The 15,143-nt window shown below is 58.8% G+C and carries 13 protein-coding genes; 3 read left to right on the top strand and 10 right to left on the bottom strand.

What is annotated here, in order from left to right:
* Window positions 1–162: 162 nt before the first annotated feature.
* The 4 genes from BLP23_RS20795 to BLP23_RS20780 all read right to left on the bottom strand — a co-directional run bounded on the left by BLP23_RS20795 (window position 163) and on the right by BLP23_RS20780 (window position 6,614).
* Window positions 163–669: a GNAT family N-acetyltransferase gene (locus BLP23_RS20795; RefSeq protein ID WP_022717388.1), complete on the bottom strand. Its 507-nt coding sequence runs from the start codon at window positions 667–669 to the stop codon at window positions 163–165.
* 199 nt (window positions 670–868) lie between these two features.
* Window positions 869–2,689 carry a translational GTPase TypA gene (gene typA, locus BLP23_RS20790; RefSeq protein WP_022717387.1) on the bottom strand — a complete coding sequence of 607 codons (1,821 nt, stop codon included), beginning with the start codon at window positions 2,687–2,689 and terminating at the stop codon, window positions 869–871.
* 123 nt (window positions 2,690–2,812) lie between these two features.
* Window positions 2,813–4,390: an alkaline phosphatase D family protein gene (locus BLP23_RS20785; protein ID WP_092586711.1), complete on the bottom strand. Its 1,578-nt coding sequence runs from the start codon at window positions 4,388–4,390 to the stop codon at window positions 2,813–2,815.
* A 136-nt stretch (window positions 4,391–4,526) separates the two neighbouring features.
* On the bottom strand, window positions 4,527–6,614 hold the full coding sequence (locus BLP23_RS20780; RefSeq protein WP_092586710.1) for a M3 family metallopeptidase: 2,088 nt from the start codon (window positions 6,612–6,614) through the stop codon (window positions 4,527–4,529).
* A 211-nt stretch (window positions 6,615–6,825) separates the two neighbouring features.
* Between BLP23_RS20780 and BLP23_RS20775 the strand changes: the two genes are divergently transcribed.
* A complete protein-coding gene (locus tag BLP23_RS20775; protein ID WP_092586709.1) occupies window positions 6,826–7,257 on the top strand; it encodes a hypothetical protein in 432 nt (143 codons plus the stop codon).
* Between the two features lie 6 nt (window positions 7,258–7,263).
* On the opposite strand, the gene BLP23_RS20770 is transcribed toward BLP23_RS20775, so the two are convergent.
* A complete protein-coding gene (locus tag BLP23_RS20770; protein ID WP_092586708.1) occupies window positions 7,264–7,905 on the bottom strand; it encodes a LysE family translocator in 642 nt (213 codons plus the stop codon).
* Between the two features lie 133 nt (window positions 7,906–8,038).
* Window positions 8,039–9,262, bottom strand: a complete 1,224-nt coding sequence (locus tag BLP23_RS20765) for an argininosuccinate synthase (RefSeq protein WP_092586778.1) — start codon at window positions 9,260–9,262, stop codon at window positions 8,039–8,041.
* A gap of 176 nt (window positions 9,263–9,438) precedes the next feature.
* Between BLP23_RS20765 and BLP23_RS20760 the strand changes: the two genes are divergently transcribed.
* Together BLP23_RS20760 and BLP23_RS20755 are read left to right on the top strand one after the other, a co-directional pair.
* Window positions 9,439–10,293 carry an SDR family NAD(P)-dependent oxidoreductase gene (locus BLP23_RS20760; RefSeq protein WP_092586777.1) on the top strand — a complete coding sequence of 285 codons (855 nt, stop codon included), beginning with the start codon at window positions 9,439–9,441 and terminating at the stop codon, window positions 10,291–10,293.
* 79 nt (window positions 10,294–10,372) lie between these two features.
* Complete coding sequence (locus BLP23_RS20755) at window positions 10,373–11,014, top strand: LysE family translocator (RefSeq protein WP_022717380.1); 642 nt, start codon at window positions 10,373–10,375, stop codon at window positions 11,012–11,014.
* A gap of 11 nt (window positions 11,015–11,025) precedes the next feature.
* Here the strand turns inward: BLP23_RS20755 and BLP23_RS20750 are convergent, their stop codons facing one another.
* The 4 genes from BLP23_RS20750 to rlmN form a co-directional block, all read right to left on the bottom strand.
* Window positions 11,026–11,820 carry an ABC transporter ATP-binding protein gene (locus tag BLP23_RS20750; RefSeq protein ID WP_092586707.1) on the bottom strand — a complete coding sequence of 265 codons (795 nt, stop codon included), beginning with the start codon at window positions 11,818–11,820 and terminating at the stop codon, window positions 11,026–11,028.
* A complete protein-coding gene (locus tag BLP23_RS20745) occupies window positions 11,817–12,698 on the bottom strand; it encodes an ABC transporter permease (protein ID WP_092586776.1) in 882 nt (293 codons plus the stop codon). The genes BLP23_RS20750 and BLP23_RS20745 overlap by 4 nt, the downstream gene beginning before the upstream one ends.
* Before the next feature lie 126 nt (window positions 12,699–12,824).
* A complete protein-coding gene (locus BLP23_RS20740) occupies window positions 12,825–13,778 on the bottom strand; it encodes an ABC transporter substrate-binding protein (protein WP_092586706.1) in 954 nt (317 codons plus the stop codon).
* 90 nt (window positions 13,779–13,868) lie between these two features.
* The gene (rlmN, locus tag BLP23_RS20735) at window positions 13,869–15,098 is read right to left on the bottom strand and encodes a dual-specificity RNA methyltransferase RlmN (protein WP_092586705.1); all 1,230 of its coding nucleotides are present in this window, start codon (window positions 15,096–15,098) and stop codon (window positions 13,869–13,871) included.
* Window positions 15,099–15,143: the final 45 nt, after the last annotated feature.

Genomic DNA, 15,143 nt, shown 5'->3' with positions numbered 1-15,143 from the left:
GAGGTGAATTGTTCGCAGCCAAATAGTCCGTTTCATTCCGCAACGCAACATTGCGTGTTCGGGATGTTCAAGATTCGTCTGCAATATCGAGAAGCAGAGCGCCCATTTTCAGCAGCCCCTTCAAGCGATGAAGCGCGTTTCAAAAGACGGAGGCTTGGCTTTTCAGTTCCAGATGAAGCCGATTTTCTTCAGCTGCCTGTGGTCGAAGCTTTCCATGCCTTCGCAGAAGTCAATGCCGCCGTGGCCACGATAGAACTGGCTGGCATTCTCGTTTTCCTCCAGGCACCAGACCACCAGTCCCTTGCAGCCGAGTGATTTCAGGAGCCGCCGAGCCTCGCCGAACAGCATGCGCCCAAGACCAATGCCCTGATACTCAGGACGAAGATAGAGCTCGTAGATCTCACCTTCCTGCGGCAGCGCTCGGGCCCGATTGAGGCCAAGTGTGGCATAACCTGCGACCGTGCCGGCGACATCGAGAACGAGGAGGGTTGCCGGGCCGCGGGTCGCCTTGCGCCACCAGTTCTCGCCCCGGCGTTCGATCATCTGCGTCAGAGCGCGATGCGGAATGATCCCGGCATAAGTGTGCTGCCAGGCGAGGCGATGCACCTCGGAGATGGCTTGGGCATCATGCGGTTCTGCCCGCCGGACATCGATCGACAACGTCTTCATAACGCTTACTCTGGTCTTCCAGCAGGCAATTAACCATACGCGATAATGCGTTTCGGCCGTTTGCCCACAGACTTAACATGTGGACGATGAGCAAAATTTAACGCTTTTTTAACGATTGTCACAAGACGGAATCAGCGCGCCGCACAACAAAAAACCCCGGCGCCAGGCCGGGGTTTGAAATGTCAGCAATTAGAATCGCTTAGGCGTAGCGTGCCTTTTCGAAACGCTTACGCTCGTTCGGGTCGAGGTACATCTTGCGCAGACGGATCGACTTCGGCGTCACTTCGACCAGTTCGTCATCCTGGATCCAGGACAGCGCGCGGTCGAGCGTCATGCGGATCGGCGGCGTGAGCTTGACGGCTTCGTCCTTGCCGGCGGCGCGGATGTTCGTCAGCTTCTTGCCCTTCAGCACGTTCACTTCGAGGTCGTTGTCTCTGCTGTGAATGCCGATGATCATGCCGGCATAGACCTTTTCACCGGCGTCGATGATCATCGGACCGCGGTCTTCAAGATTGAAGAGAGCATAGGCCACAGCTTCACCGGAGTCGTTGGCAAGCAGCACGCCGTTGACGCGGCCGCCGATCTCACCCTTGTACGGCTGGTAGTCGTGGAAGAGGCGGTTCATCACGGCCGTGCCGCGCGTGTCCGTGAGCAGTTCTGACTGGTAGCCGATCAGGCCGCGGGTCGGTGCGAAGAAGACAAGACGGACGCGGTTGCCGCCCGACGGACGAAGCTCGACCATTTCGGCCTTGCGCTCCGACATCTTCTGCACCACGACGCCCGAATGCTCTTCATCGACGTCGATGACGACTTCTTCGATCGGCTCGAGCATCTCGCCCGTTGCTTCGTCCTTGTGCATGACGACGCGCGGGCGCGAAACGGCCAGCTCGAAGCCTTCGCGGCGCATCGTCTCGATCAGAACCGCAAGCTGCAATTCGCCGCGGCCGGATACGAAGAACGAATCCTTTTCGGAGGATTCTTCGATCTTCAGCGCAACGTTGCCTTCAGCTTCCTTGAACAGGCGGTCACGGATGACGCGCGAGGTGACCTTGTCGCCTTCTGTACCGGCATAGGGGCTATCGTTGACAATGAAGGACATGGTGACCGTCGGCGGATCGATCGGCTGGGCCTGCAGCGGCTCGGTGATCGACGGGTCGCAGAAAGTATCGGCAACTGTGCCCTTAGAGAGGCCGGCGATCGCAATGATATCGCCTGCATGCGCCTCTTCGATCGGCTGACGCTCGATGCCGCGGAAGGCGAGGATCTTGGAGATACGGCCGGTCTCGATCGTCTTGCCGTCGGCATGCAGAACCTTGACCGGCTGGTTCGGCTTGATCGAACCGGAATTGATGCGGCCGGTGATGATACGGCCGAGAAAGGGGTTGGCTTCGAGGATCGTGCCGATCATCGTGAACGGACCTTCGTGAACGGTCGGCTCCGGAACATGCTCGAGCACGAGGTCGAGAAGCGGTGCGAGACCCTGATCCTTCGGACCTTCCGGGTTAACGTTCATCCAGCCGTCACGGCCAGACCCGTAAAGGATTGGGAAGTCGAGCTGTTCGTCGGTCGCGTCGAGGTTTGCAAACAGATCGAAGACTTCGTTGATCACTTCCTCGTGGCGGCCGTCCGGACGGTCGATCTTGTTGATCGCGACGATGGGACGAAGACCGACCTTAAGGGCCTTGCCGACAACGAACTTCGTCTGCGGCATCGGGCCTTCCGAAGCATCGACGAGCACGATCGCGCCGTCCACCATTGAAAGAATGCGCTCAACTTCGCCGCCGAAATCGGCGTGGCCTGGGGTGTCGACGATATTGATGCGGACACCTTTCCACTCGACCGAGGTCGCCTTGGCGAGAATGGTGATGCCGCGCTCCTTTTCAAGGTCGTTGGAGTCCATCACGCGTTCTGCAACGCGCTGGTTCTCACGAAACGAGCCGGACTGTTTCAGGAGCTCGTCCACCAGGGTCGTTTTGCCATGGTCAACGTGAGCGATAATCGCGATGTTGCGAAGTGCCATATGTTTCAAATCTCTGAGGCTGAGGCGCTACGTTCAAGGGAAAGCGCCAATTACGTTTGGCGCGCTCATACAGTGTTTTTCGCGTTTGCGAAAGGGGGGAGGGGCGATAGCGGCCATGTCGGCCTAGCTCAGATGTTTGGGGTCGATGACGGTCCGCCAGAGTTCGGTATCGTTTCTGTCCATCAGCCGTACACTCATCTGCTCGGTCTGCCCGTCGATTTCGACCAGTCCGAAGAACTGAAGGCCAGCAGACGGTGGCAGATTGGAGTCCGCACCGCCAGGTGCTGCCTTGATGAACCGCACGTCTGGGCCGAAGGTCATGTCGAGCTCCTGCGCTCCATAGGTCCCCGAATGCAACGGCCCGGAGACGAATTCCCAGAACGGCAAGAACTCCCCGAATTTCGCATTGGCCGGATTATAATAATGCGCCGCGGTGTAGTGGACGTCAGCCGTCAGCCACACAATGTTCGAAATCGCCGCGTCACGGATGAAGCGCAGCAGATCGGCAAATTCTAACTCTCGCCCGAGCGGCGCTCCATTGTCGCCGTTAGAGAAGGACTCGCTGCCTCGGCGCTTTCCATAATCATCCCAGATGACCAGTCCGACCGGCATATCGCAGGCAATCACCTTCCATGTTGCCGTCGAGCGCACCAGTTCGCGCTTCAGCCATGCTACCTGCCCTTCGCCAAGGATGCGGGACTTCGCCGACAGGACCGGATCCAGGCCATGGTCGTTCGGCCCCCGATAGGATCGCAAATCGACGAAGAAGATATCGAGCAGGGGACCATAAGAGACTTTCCGGTAGACGCGCCCTGGTTCGGCGGCAATGTAGCGGATTGGCGTCATCTCATGGAAGGCGCGGCTTGCCCGATTTGCCAGCGTCAAAACGGACTTTTCCTTGTAGCGGTCATTGCCGCGAAGGTCGGTCGAAGGCGACCAGTTGTTTAAAACCTCGTGGTCGTCCCATTGATAGAAGACCGGACAGACTGCATTGAGTTCCTTCACATGTTCGTCGAGCAGATTGTATTTCCACTGTCCGCGAAACTGATCGAGCGTCTGCGCGATGTCGCGCTTGTCCTCGGTCACGATCCTGTTCTTCCAGAGTCCGCCGTCACGTAACCGGATCTCGTCCGGCATTGGGTTGTCGGCATAGATCGTGTCGCCGGAATGGATCATGAAATCGGGGCGGTGATAGGCGATGGTCTGATAGGTGCGCATACCCTCGTCGTCGATGCCCCATCCCTGCCCCGCCGTATCGCCTGACCATGCGAAGCGGATCGTCCGCCTGTTGGAAGGCGCGGTGCGGAACTGGCCGTGAATTCGTTCGGAGACGCTGTTGATGTCCTGCAGGTCGGCGGCCATAAACCTGTAGAAGATGTCACGGTCCGGCGGCAGATCCCGCAGCAGCAGCTTACCCGCAAGATCGGTCTCCGGCGTGACGTCGATCGGGGCCAACCTGACGGCATTTGCGAATTTGTCACTGGTCGAATATTCGACGAAGAGCCGCGATGGCCGGTCGACACGCGTCCATATCATGCCCGAAGTTGCGTCTACATCACCGGATTGAACGCCTGACGTGAAGATGGGGCGGCTCGAAGATCCTCGCGCGTAATATGGCATCACGAGGCTGGCTGCCGCAAAGCCGCCGACTGCGCCGATCGAAGAAAGGAAGCGGCGGCGCGTCGTGTCCGTCAGTTTCATGTAATGGCTCGTTCGGCTTGCTTGGAGAGCGGGATCGAATCTCCCGTAACAAGCCTAGAGCGGCCGTCATGTCAGTCTCTTGAAGATGACATGACGGTTTTCCGAAACTTCGGCGACAATTTTGTTAAGGACCGCTTCACGCGTCGCTGCCCGAAAGTTCTTCGAATGTGGCAAGGCCTTTCTTGACGAGCATTGCATCCGGGCTCGGCAACTTGCCGCGGAATCCCTTATAGGCGTCTTCCGGATCGATCGAACCGCCGCTGGAATAGATGTTGTCCTTGAGCTTTTGCGCCATATCACGGTTGAAGGCGTCGCCGGTTTCCTCGAAAGCAGCGAAAGCATCTGCATCGAGCACTTCCGACCACATATAGGAATAGTAGCCTGCCGAATAGCCGCCGGAGAAGATGTGCTGGAAGTGCGGCGAGGCATGGCGCATCACGAGCGACTTCGGCATCCCGAGTTCGGCGAGCACCTGCTTTTGCACCGCCATCGGGTCTTCCACAGCGTCGCGCGTGTGAAACTCCATATCGACAATCGCCGAGGAGGTGAACTCGACCGTGTTGAACCCGGCATTGAAGGTGCGGGCCGCAAGCACCTTGTCGAGCAGCTCCTGCGGCATAGGTTCGCCGGTTTCGAAATGAACGGCATATTGCTTGAGAATTGCGGGAACTGTCAGCCAGTGCTCGTAAAGCTGGGATGGCAGTTCCACGAAGTCGCGCGAAACGGCGGTGCCCGACACAGTCGGATAGGTCACGTTCGAAAGCATGCCGTGCAGCGCATGGCCGAATTCGTGGAAGAGCGTGCGCGCATCGTCCAGCGAAAGCAGTGCTGGCCTGCCGTCCGCCGGTTTTGCGAAGTTGCACACGTTGTAGATGATCGGCAGTTCGCCCTGACGTCCATTCTTCATTGGGAGTTTATGCTGGGATTGGAACGCGCTCATCCAGGCGCCGGAGCGTTTGGAACTGCGGGCAAAATAGTCCCCCAGGAAAAGCGCAACGAGCTTATCTTCGCGATCGCGAATTTCGAAGACGCGCACATCCGGGTGATAGGCGCCAATCCCCTTCTTCTCGACGGCACGAATGCCGAAGAGTCGGCCGGCGACATCAAAGCAGGCATCGATGATTTTTTCGAGCTGCAGATAGGGCTTCAGTTCGGTTTCGGAAAAATTGTACCGCTGCGCCCTGATCTTTTCGGCATAGTAGCGCCAATCCCAGGGCATGACCTCATAGTTCTTGCCGTCCTCGGCGATCAGCCTTGCGATATCCGCCTCTTCGTCAAGAGCCCGTTTAACGGCCCTTGCCCAGACGGCGCGCAACAGATCGTTTACGGCCGCTGGCGTCTTTGCCATCGTGTTGTCGAGCTTCAGTTCCGCAAAATTGCCATATCCGAGAAGCTTCGCGACTTCGCCGCGAAGGGTCAGCGTCTCGCGGATGATGCCGCGATTGTCCGTCTCGCCCTCGTTCTGGCCGCGTGCGACCCAGGCCTTGAAGGCCTGCTCGCGCAGATCGCGCCGTTCGGAAAAGGTCAGGAACGGTTCGATGATCGAGCGCGATAGGGTGACGGCGAACTTTCCCTCTTCGCCGCGCTCGCGCGCTGCCGCCGACATGGCGTCCTTCAGGAAATCAGGAAGGCCTGCAAGCTCCGGTCCTTCGCAGAGGATCAGCGACCAGTTCTTTTCGTCGGCCAGCACGTTCTGTCCGAACTGCGTGCTCAAGCCTGCAAGTTTTTCGTTGATCGCCGCAAGCTTCTCCTGCTCGGCCTTCGCCAGCTTGGCGCCGGATTTTACGAAGCTCTTCCAGTGACGCTCCAGCACACGTGTCTGCTCAAGTGTCAGTCCGAGACTTTCCCTATTCTCCCAGAGCGTATCGATACGTGCAAAAAGCGCAGCGTTCATTCCGATCTTGGAATAGTGGCGCGACATTTTTGGCGATATATCGCGCTCCAGCGCCTGGATTGTATCATTCGTGTGAGCCCCCGCCCGGTTCCAGAACAGCGCCGAAACCCGCGAAAGCTCATCGCCTGCAATCTCCAGGGCGACGATCGTATTGTCGAATGTGGGCTCTTCCACGTTTCCGGCGATCGCGTCGATCTCCACTTCATGAGATGCGAGAGCGGCATCGAAGGCAGCGGCAAAATCACCGTCGTTCAGCGCCTCGAAGCGAGGCAGGCCATGAAGCCCGTTCCAGTTGACAAGCGCCGGGTTGAACTCTTGTGTGGAAGGCATGCTGACGTCCTTTATGCAGAGGCTGGAAACGGCAATATAGGCAAGGCATCACGGCATTGGTATGCCGCTGGCGAAATTCGCTTTTTCTTGCCCTCGCAAGTTTTGACGGGCAAGAATTGATATATAAAAAATTAACCGATCGTTAACGATTGACGCGACTCGCGCGCTGGCGCTAGTTTCAAGCCACTCTTTCCGCAAGGGGACATGCGCCATGGAAATTTTTTCTGTGCGGTCTTCTCAGAGTTTGCTTTTTAAAAATAGTCAGAACAACGCAAAAAGTTCGAAGACCGAAGATATTGGAATCGACGCCGGAGCGGCAGCTTCAGCGATATTCAAAGTCGAAGACAATCGTGTCGAAGGCCCGGATTTCGCTGCCATGAGCCCGAGCGAGCTGCGCAGCCATGCACGCCAAAGCTACGACAACGGCAGGATCGACCAGGACACGTTTGCGGCGATTTCCGAGCCGTTGCCGATGCATGCCATTGACGCGCGGGGCAACGTCATCGATCTGACCGGGATCACCGACGGCACGCCATTCAATTTCAGCGACTATTATGAAAACCAGCTGCAGATCGCCATGTCGATCGGCGATTCCGATAGCGTAAAGACGCTGAAATCGATCGTGAATTTCCTGAACGCGTAGCCGCCGTCAGGCCTTGCGCCATCCAAGCAGGCCGGGGGTTGCGTGCCAGAGTGCTTGGGCTGCAAATCCCATGAAAAGCACGCCGGAGCAGCGGACGATCAGCCGCTCATGCGCGCGGTAGAAACGCCGCACGGCGCCTGCGCCTATAATGGCGACAAGAATGAGATCGGCAGTCACGAAGCCTAGGAAGGACACGCTGAGAAGCAGTGGCAAAGCCTCGAAATCGAGCGCGCCGGCCGAACCGGCAACCAATGCCGTGAAGGTCGCAAGCGCCACCGGGTAACCTTTCGGATTGGTCACGCCGAAAATCAGCCCGCGGCGAAAGGGCCGCTTCACCGTCACCAGTGCCTGCCCGTCGCCTTTAGGCGTCGCCGTTACCGCGCTCCATCCGATCCAAGCGAGATAAAAACCGCACAGCAATCCGAGCAGATCGAAGACGAAGGTGCCTATCGTTCTCGCGCCGACGATCGCAACCAGCGCCAGCGCCGACCAGAGAATATCACCGACAAGATGCCCCATCATGAAGAAGGCGCCAGCCTTTCGCCCCTGTCCGGCGCCGATGCCGAGAAGCTGAAGGAACGCAGGGCCTGGAATGAGCACATAAAAGAGAGCCGCCAGAAAGGCGCCGACGAGCAGGGGTTGCGTCATGGGAAAAGCTCCGAAGGATCAAAGCCGCAGACTATGCTAACCCGGCAATCCGTCAAGCGTCGCAACAACCCATAAAGAAGAGGCCCGCACGGGCGTTGCCGGCGGGCCCCTTCCCAATCCTATTGTGACACGCTCAACTCTTGAGGTTGCGCTTTGCGAGTGTGCGCAGGCGCAGTGCGTTCAGCTTGATGAAGCCCGCCGCGTCCTTCTGGTCGTAGGCACCCTGGTCGTCTTCGAAGGTGACCAGCTTGTCGGAATAAAGCGACTTCGGGCTCTCGCGACCGATGACCATGACATTGCCCTTGTAGAGCTTCAGGGTCACTTCGCCTTCGACATGCTCCTGGCTCTTGTCGATCAGCGCCTGCAGCATTTCCCGCTCCGGCGAGAACCAGAAGCCATAGTAGATGAGCTCTGCGTAACGCGGCATCATCTCATCCTTGAGGTGTGCCGCACCGCGGTCGAGCGTGATCGATTCGATGGCGCGATGCGCCGAAAGGAGGATCGTGCCGCCTGGCGTCTCATAGACACCGCGCGACTTCATGCCGACGAAACGGTTTTCGACGAGGTCCAGACGGCCGATGCCGTTGTCGCGGCCATAACTGTTGAGCGTGGCGAGCAGCGTCGCCGGGCTCATGCGAACGCCGTTGATTGAAACCGCGTCGCCCTTCTCGAAACCGACCTTGATGAGGGTTGCCTTGTCGGGCGCGGTTTCCGGAGAGATCGTGCGCATATGCACGTATTCCGGGGCTTCCTGCGCCGGATCCTCCAGAACCTTGCCCTCGGAGGACGAGTGCAAAAGGTTGGCATCGACGGAGAACGGCGCTTCGCCCTTCTTGTCCTTGGCAACCGGGATCTGGTGCTGTTCAGCAAATGCCAGCAGCTCGGTGCGGCTCTTGAACGCCCAGTCGCGCCATGGCGCGATGATCTTGATATCCGGGTTCAGCGCGTAGGCGGAAAGCTCGAAGCGGACCTGGTCGTTGCCCTTGCCGGTCGCGCCATGGGCGATCGCGTCGGCTCCCGTCTTGCGAGCGATATCGATCAGGTGCTTGGAAATCAGCGGACGGGCGATCGACGTGCCGAGCAGATAGACGCCCTCATAGACAGCATTGGCGCGGAACATCGGGAAGACGAAGTCCTTTACGAACTCTTCGCGCACGTCCTCGACGTAGATTTCCTTGATGCCGAGCATCTCGGCCTTTTTGCGCGCCGGTTCGAGCTCTTCACCCTGCCCAAGGTCGGCCGTGAAAGTCACGACTTCGGCGCCGAGTTCGGTCTGCAGCCACTTCAGGATGATTGAGGTATCGAGACCGCCGGAATAGGCGAGCACGACTTTTTTCACGTCTTTCTTAGATGCCATGATGATGAGGTCCGTTGCATATGGGCGGCAAAGCCCGGTGTCGCGGGCACTTTTAGCGAGATTGTCGCGTGACGCAAGGGCAAGGATTTCCGAGCAGAGCACGCTTGATGTTTGACAGCGCGAAACGCGCACCCATATCTGGCTGCGTCCGAATAATGATTGAGGAGGCCGGTCCCGTGACGAATATTCAGGAGATTCTCAAGAAGCCCAATGTTGCGGTGATCACCGGCGGCGCATCCGGCATCGGCCTTGCGGCGGCAAAGCGCTTCGCCAAGGCGGGCATGAGTGTCGTCATCGCCGATCTCGGCGGCGACCGGCTGGCAACGGCTCGTGGCGAACTCGAAGCCATAGCCGGCCAGGAGCGCGTGATGGCAGTCGAGACGGATGTATCCGACAAGTCTTCGCTGGAAGCGTTCGAACGAGCTGTCGTTCAACGCTTCGGGCGCGTCCATCTGCTGATGAACAACGCCGGTATCGGTCCGGAAACCTCGATCTTCAGCGCTCAGGCAGACTGGGACAGCATCCTCGGCGTCAATCTCCTCGGTGTCATCAACGGCACGCGGGTCTTCGGAGCGAACATGCTGGCACATGGCGAGCCTGGGCTCATCATCAACACCGGCTCCAAGCAGGGCATCACGACGCCTCCGGGCAATCCTGCCTACAATGTGTCGAAAGCAGGCGTGAAGGTTTTCACCGAAGCGCTCGAGCATGAACTCCGCAATACCGAAGGCTCGAAGATATCTGCCCATCTTCTGATCCCGGGCTTTGTCTTCACCGGCCTCACAAAGGGCGACCGCACCGAAAAACCCGCGGGCGCCTGGACACCGGAACAGACCGTCGATTTCATGATCGAAAGCCTGGAGCGCGGCGACTTCTATATCCTGTGCCCGGACAACGACGTCGCCCGCCCCCTTGACGAGCGCCGCATGGCCTGGGCGATCGGCGACATCATCGAAAACCGGCCGCCGCTTTCGCGCTGGCACAAGGATTATGCCGACAGGTTCAAGGCCTTCCTTGAAGAAAAGCGATAGGCGGATCATTAGGATTGATTGGTAATTTTCTGAAACTTGGATAAGTAAACACTAACGTTATCTGCTTTCAGAGAGTGCCATGGATTTCCTGCCGAGCATTCCGACCCTTCTCGCCTTCGCCGCGGCCAGCCTGCTTCTTGCGGCCACGCCCGGACCGGACATGACGCTTTCGATCAGCCGCGCTCTGTCTCAGGGCAAGAAGCCGGCACTCTACGTCGTCTTGGGCACCAGCCTCGGCATCGTGGTTCATACGATGCTGGTTGCTTTCGGCATCTCGGCGCTGATCACCGCCTCGCCGACCGCCTTCCTGATCCTCAAAACCGGAGGTGCTGCCTATCTTCTTTGGCTTGCTCTTCAAGCGATCCGTTTCGGTTCGAAGCTTTCCGTCGAGCAGGTCAGCGAAGCCAAGGGAACGCCGCTTTCCAATATTTCCGTCGGCTTTTGGGTCAATCTTCTGAACCCCAAAGTCATCATTTTCTTCATGACCTTCCTGCCGCAATTCGTAAGCGCCGGCGATCCGGCGGTCACGCACAAGCTGCTCTTCCTCGGCTTTTTCTTCATCCTCATCGGCATGCCGGTGAACGCTCTTGTGGTTCTCGCCTCCGACTGGCTTGCGGGCTGGCTGCAGAAGAACAGGAAGATCCTGCGCGGAATGGACTACACTTTCGCGGGGGTCTTTTCGATCTTCGCTGTAAAGATATTTCTTACCCAGGCACGCTGATCGCGCCGGCCTCAGCCGATCAGCAGTGCATCGTCGTCCAGTGTCTGTCCGCGCATCTTGCGGAACATCGCGATCAGGTCTTCAACTTGCAGATCCTTGCGACTATCGCCGCTGACGTCCAGCACGATTTCGCCGCCATGCAGCATGACCGTGCGGTGTCCGTAGTCCAGCGCCTGGCGCATGGAATGGGTCACCATCAGCGTGGTCAGCTTGCGCTCTGAGACGATCTTGTCCGTGAGGCCCATGACGAATTCCGCCATGCCTGGATCAAGTGCGGCCGTATGTTCATCGAGCAGCAAGACCTCCGAGCCTGCCAGCGTCGCCATGACCAGGGAAACCGCCTGCCGCTGGCCTCCGGAAAGCAGATCCATGCGATCAGCCATACGATTTTCGAGGCCGAGGTTCAGTTCGCTGATCCGGTCGCGGAAATGATCGCGGCGCTTGGGGCCGAGGGCCGCCACCAATCCGCGTCGCTCGCCGCGCCGAGCGGCAAGAGCAAGATTCTCCTCAATCGAGAGGGAGCCGCAGCTTCCCGTCAGCGGATCCTGAAAGACGCGTGCGACGAGCCCCGCCCGCGCGGCGGTCTGCTTGCGCGTCACGTCGATATCGCCGATCAGCACCTTCCCCTCGCTTGCCAGAACGTCGCCGGCGAGAACGCCGAGCAGCGTCGATTTGCCCGCGCCGTTGGAGCCGATGACGGTCACGAAGGAGCCCTGCTCGATGGTCAGGCTGACGCCGTTTAGCGCCCGCTTCTCCAGTGGTGTTCCCTTCCCGAAAACGACCTTGATATCCTTGACGCTGATCATGATGGGGCTCCTCCGCGGCGAAGACGGGGAAGAATGAGAGCAATGGTCACGAGAACCGCCGTTACGAAATTGAGGTCCGAGGCTTGGAGACCGATCATGTCGGTGGAAAGCGCCAATTGAATGGCTATGCGGTAGATGATCGAGCCGAAGACACAACCGATGAGCGCAATCAACAGCCCGCGGCGGCCCAGCAGCGTTTCACCAATGATCACGGCGGCAAGGCCGACCACGATGGTACCGACACCGGACGTCACATCGGCAAAACCGTTCGTCTGCGCAAAGAGCGCGCCGCCGAGCGCGACAAGGGCATTCGACATCGCCATGCCAAGGTAGATCTGCCTACTGGTGTCGACGCCTTGCGCCCGCGCCATCCGCGCATTGGCACCCGTTGCCCGCATCGCAAGCCCGGCATCGCTTTCGAGGAATCGCCAGACCACGATCAACGCGATGACGACGAGAACGCCGACAAAGAGCGGCCGGACGTAGAAGTCGCGAAGGCCATGACCGAAGAACGGACTGATCATCGTATCGGCATTGATCAACGCGACATTGGGTTTGCCCATGACGCGGAGATTGACGGAGAAGAGCGCAATCATGGTGAGGATCGAGGCAAGCAGGTTGAGAATGCGAAAGCGCACATTGAGGAGCGCCGTCACTACGCCCGCCGCAGCACCGGCGATCATCGCAACCAGCGCTGCCAGCCAAGGATTGACGCCGGCAATGATCAGAACCGCTGTTACCGCCGCGCCGAGGGGAAAGGAGCCGTCCACCGTCAAATCGGGAAAATCGAGGACGCGGAAGGCGAGATAAACGCCAAGAGCAACGAAGGCGTAGACAAGCCCAAGCTCCACGGCACCCCAAAATGCGATCTGACTCAAAGCGGTCGACTCTCTTTTCTTCATTTTGCCCGTCAAAGGCATGAATATCATCAGCCGCTCCCGTTTAGAAACAGGCGCGGCTGAGCGCAATATCGATGCAATATCGATAATGGCGAAAGCTGGTGGTTATTCGATGACGCGATTGGCGCGTTTGAGAACGCTTTCCGGTAGCTTAACGCCCATTTTCTGAGCCGCGGCATTGTTGATGATGAGATCGCTGCCGGCGGCAACCTTGACCGGAATATCACCCGGATTTTCGCCCTTCAGGACACGCACCACGACATCGCCGGTCTGCTTTCCAACGTCGTAATAGTTGAAACCGAGCGCTGCGATCGAGCCGCGTGAGACGGAATCCGTATCCGCCGTAAAGAGCGGCAGCTTGCTTTCTTCGGCAACGGCTACTGCACCCTCCAGCGCCGAGATGATCGTGTTGTCGGTCGGGACGTAGATCGCATCGGCACGGCCGATCAGCGCACGCGCAGCACCCTGGACTTCCGCAGACTTCGTCGCCGCCGACTCAACAACGCTCATACCGGCCTTCTCCGCCTCAGCCTTCAGGACCGCAAGCAACGACACGGAATTGGCTTCCCCGGAATTGTAAAGGTAACCGATCGTCTTGGCGGCAGGCAGGATCTCCTTGATCAGCGCAACATGTTCGGCAACCCGCGACATATCGGAAAGGCCGGTGACGTTGCCGCCGGGCTTGTCCATATCCTTGACGAGCTGGGCGCCGAGCGGATCGGAGACGGCAGTGAAAACCACTGGAATGTCGCGGGTCGCAGAAACCACAGCCTGCGCTGACGGCGTTGAGATCGGCACGATGACGTTCGGATCCTCGCCTGCGAACTGGCGGGCGATCTGCGCTGCGGTGGCAGGATTTCCCTGTGCGGATTCAAAGAGGAACGTGAGATTCTCACCTTCCTTGTAGCCTGCCGCGGCAAGCGTATCCTGGACGCCCTTGCGCACGGCATCGAGCGCCGGGTGCTCGACGATGGCCGTCACAGCGACGGTGACGCCCTCAGCCTTGGCAGGCAAATTAAGGGCAAGAACCGCCGCGACGGCGAGCGAGATCAAACGCATGAGAGTCCTCCATCGGTAATGAGAGGCTTCTAGGAAAACCCCGCGCGGCAATCAATCGCAAAGAACTGCTGCAAGGATCAAACTTGCTGATCAGTCGTCCACGCCGTGATTGGCGATCATCATCGCCTCGAATGCCAGGCGCTCGGTCTTGCGCATGCGCTCGGATTCCGATTTCAGCTGGCCGCAAGCGGCGAGAATGTCGCGGCCGCGTGGCGTACGGATTGGCGAGGCATATCCTGCCGAATTGATGAAATCGGCAAACTTCTCGATCTGCGCCCAGTCAGAACACTGGTAGTTCGTGCCCGGCCAGGGATTGAATGGGATCAGGTTGATCTTGGCAGGCACGCCTTTCAGGAGCTGGATCAGCCCCTTGGCATCTTCCAGGCTGTCGTTGACATCCTTCAGCATCACATATTCGAAGGTGATGCGGCGTGCATTCGAAAGCCCTGGATAGGCCCGGCAAGCCTCGATCAGTTCCTTCAGCGGATACTTCTTGTTGATCGGTACGAGAATGTCGCGCAGATCGTCGCGCACGGCATGCAGCGAGATCGCCAGCATGACGCCGATCTCTTCTCCAGTGCGGAAAATCTCAGGCACGACGCCGGAGGTGGAAAGCGTGACGCGACGCTTCGATAGCGAAAGCCCGTCGCCATCCGTGGCGATCAGCAGCGCCTGCTTGACCGCATCGAAATTGTAGAGCGGCTCGCCCATTCCCATCATGACGATGTTGCTCACCTTGCGGCCTTCCGACGGCACCATGGCGCCGAGCGGAATATCGCGGTCCGGAAAATCGCCAAGCCGGTCGCGGGCAAGCAGGAGCTGCGAGAGGATTTCTTCCGCCGTCAGGTTGCGCACCAGCCGCTGCGTGCCGGTGTGACAGAAGGAACAGGTGAGCGAACAGCCGACCTGGCTGGAGATGCAGAGCGTGCCGCGACCTTCTTCCGGGATGTAGACGGTTTCAACTTCGACGGGACGGCCGGCGCCGCGCGGCGGAAAGCGCAGCAACCACTTGCGGGTGCCGTCATTGGAAACTTGCTCTTCGACAATCTCCGGGCGCGCAATGGTGAAATGCTGTTTCAGCATCTCTCGCATGTCCTTGGCGATATTCACCATCTGATCGAAATCGGAGATGCCGCGCACATAAATCCAGTTCCAGAGCTGGCTGACGCGCATCTTCACCTGTTTGTCGGCAACGCCCCTCTGGCGAAGAGCATTGCCCATTTCCTCGCGGCTCAAGCCTATCAGCGAGGGCTTCGGCGAAAGCTCTGTGCGCGGCTGCCCGGCAGGCTTGGTGATGGTCACGGCATCCATGACGGACATGGTCTCTTATCCCGAAATCAAACTGCGCTCATCCCGGTAAGCATG

This window comes from Rhizobium mongolense subsp. loessense (genome assembly GCF_900099775.1).
Classification (GTDB): domain Bacteria; phylum Pseudomonadota; class Alphaproteobacteria; order Rhizobiales; family Rhizobiaceae; genus Rhizobium; species Rhizobium loessense.
This window is presented reverse-complemented; position numbering and strand designations above follow the sequence as displayed.

Coding starts and splice junctions, on each gene's coding strand:
- BLP23_RS20795 (WP_022717388.1), bottom strand. CDS start 669: ATGAAGACGTTGTCGATCGATGTCCGGCGGGCAGAACCGCATGATGCC.
- typA (WP_022717387.1), bottom strand. CDS start 2,689: ATGGCACTTCGCAACATCGCGATTATCGCTCACGTTGACCATGGCAAA.
- BLP23_RS20785 (WP_092586711.1), bottom strand. CDS start 4,390: ATGAAACTGACGGACACGACGCGCCGCCGCTTCCTTTCTTCGATCGGC.
- BLP23_RS20780 (WP_092586710.1), bottom strand. CDS start 6,614: ATGCCTTCCACACAAGAGTTCAACCCGGCGCTTGTCAACTGGAACGGG.
- BLP23_RS20775 (WP_092586709.1), top strand. CDS start 6,826: ATGGAAATTTTTTCTGTGCGGTCTTCTCAGAGTTTGCTTTTTAAAAAT.
- BLP23_RS20770 (WP_092586708.1), bottom strand. CDS start 7,905: ATGACGCAACCCCTGCTCGTCGGCGCCTTTCTGGCGGCTCTCTTTTAT.
- BLP23_RS20765 (WP_092586778.1), bottom strand. CDS start 9,262: ATGGCATCTAAGAAAGACGTGAAAAAAGTCGTGCTCGCCTATTCCGGC.
- BLP23_RS20755 (WP_022717380.1), top strand. CDS start 10,373: ATGGATTTCCTGCCGAGCATTCCGACCCTTCTCGCCTTCGCCGCGGCC.
- BLP23_RS20750 (WP_092586707.1), bottom strand. CDS start 11,820: ATGATCAGCGTCAAGGATATCAAGGTCGTTTTCGGGAAGGGAACACCA.
- BLP23_RS20740 (WP_092586706.1), bottom strand. CDS start 13,778: ATGCGTTTGATCTCGCTCGCCGTCGCGGCGGTTCTTGCCCTTAATTTG.
- rlmN (WP_092586705.1), bottom strand. CDS start 15,098: ATGTCCGTCATGGATGCCGTGACCATCACCAAGCCTGCCGGGCAGCCG.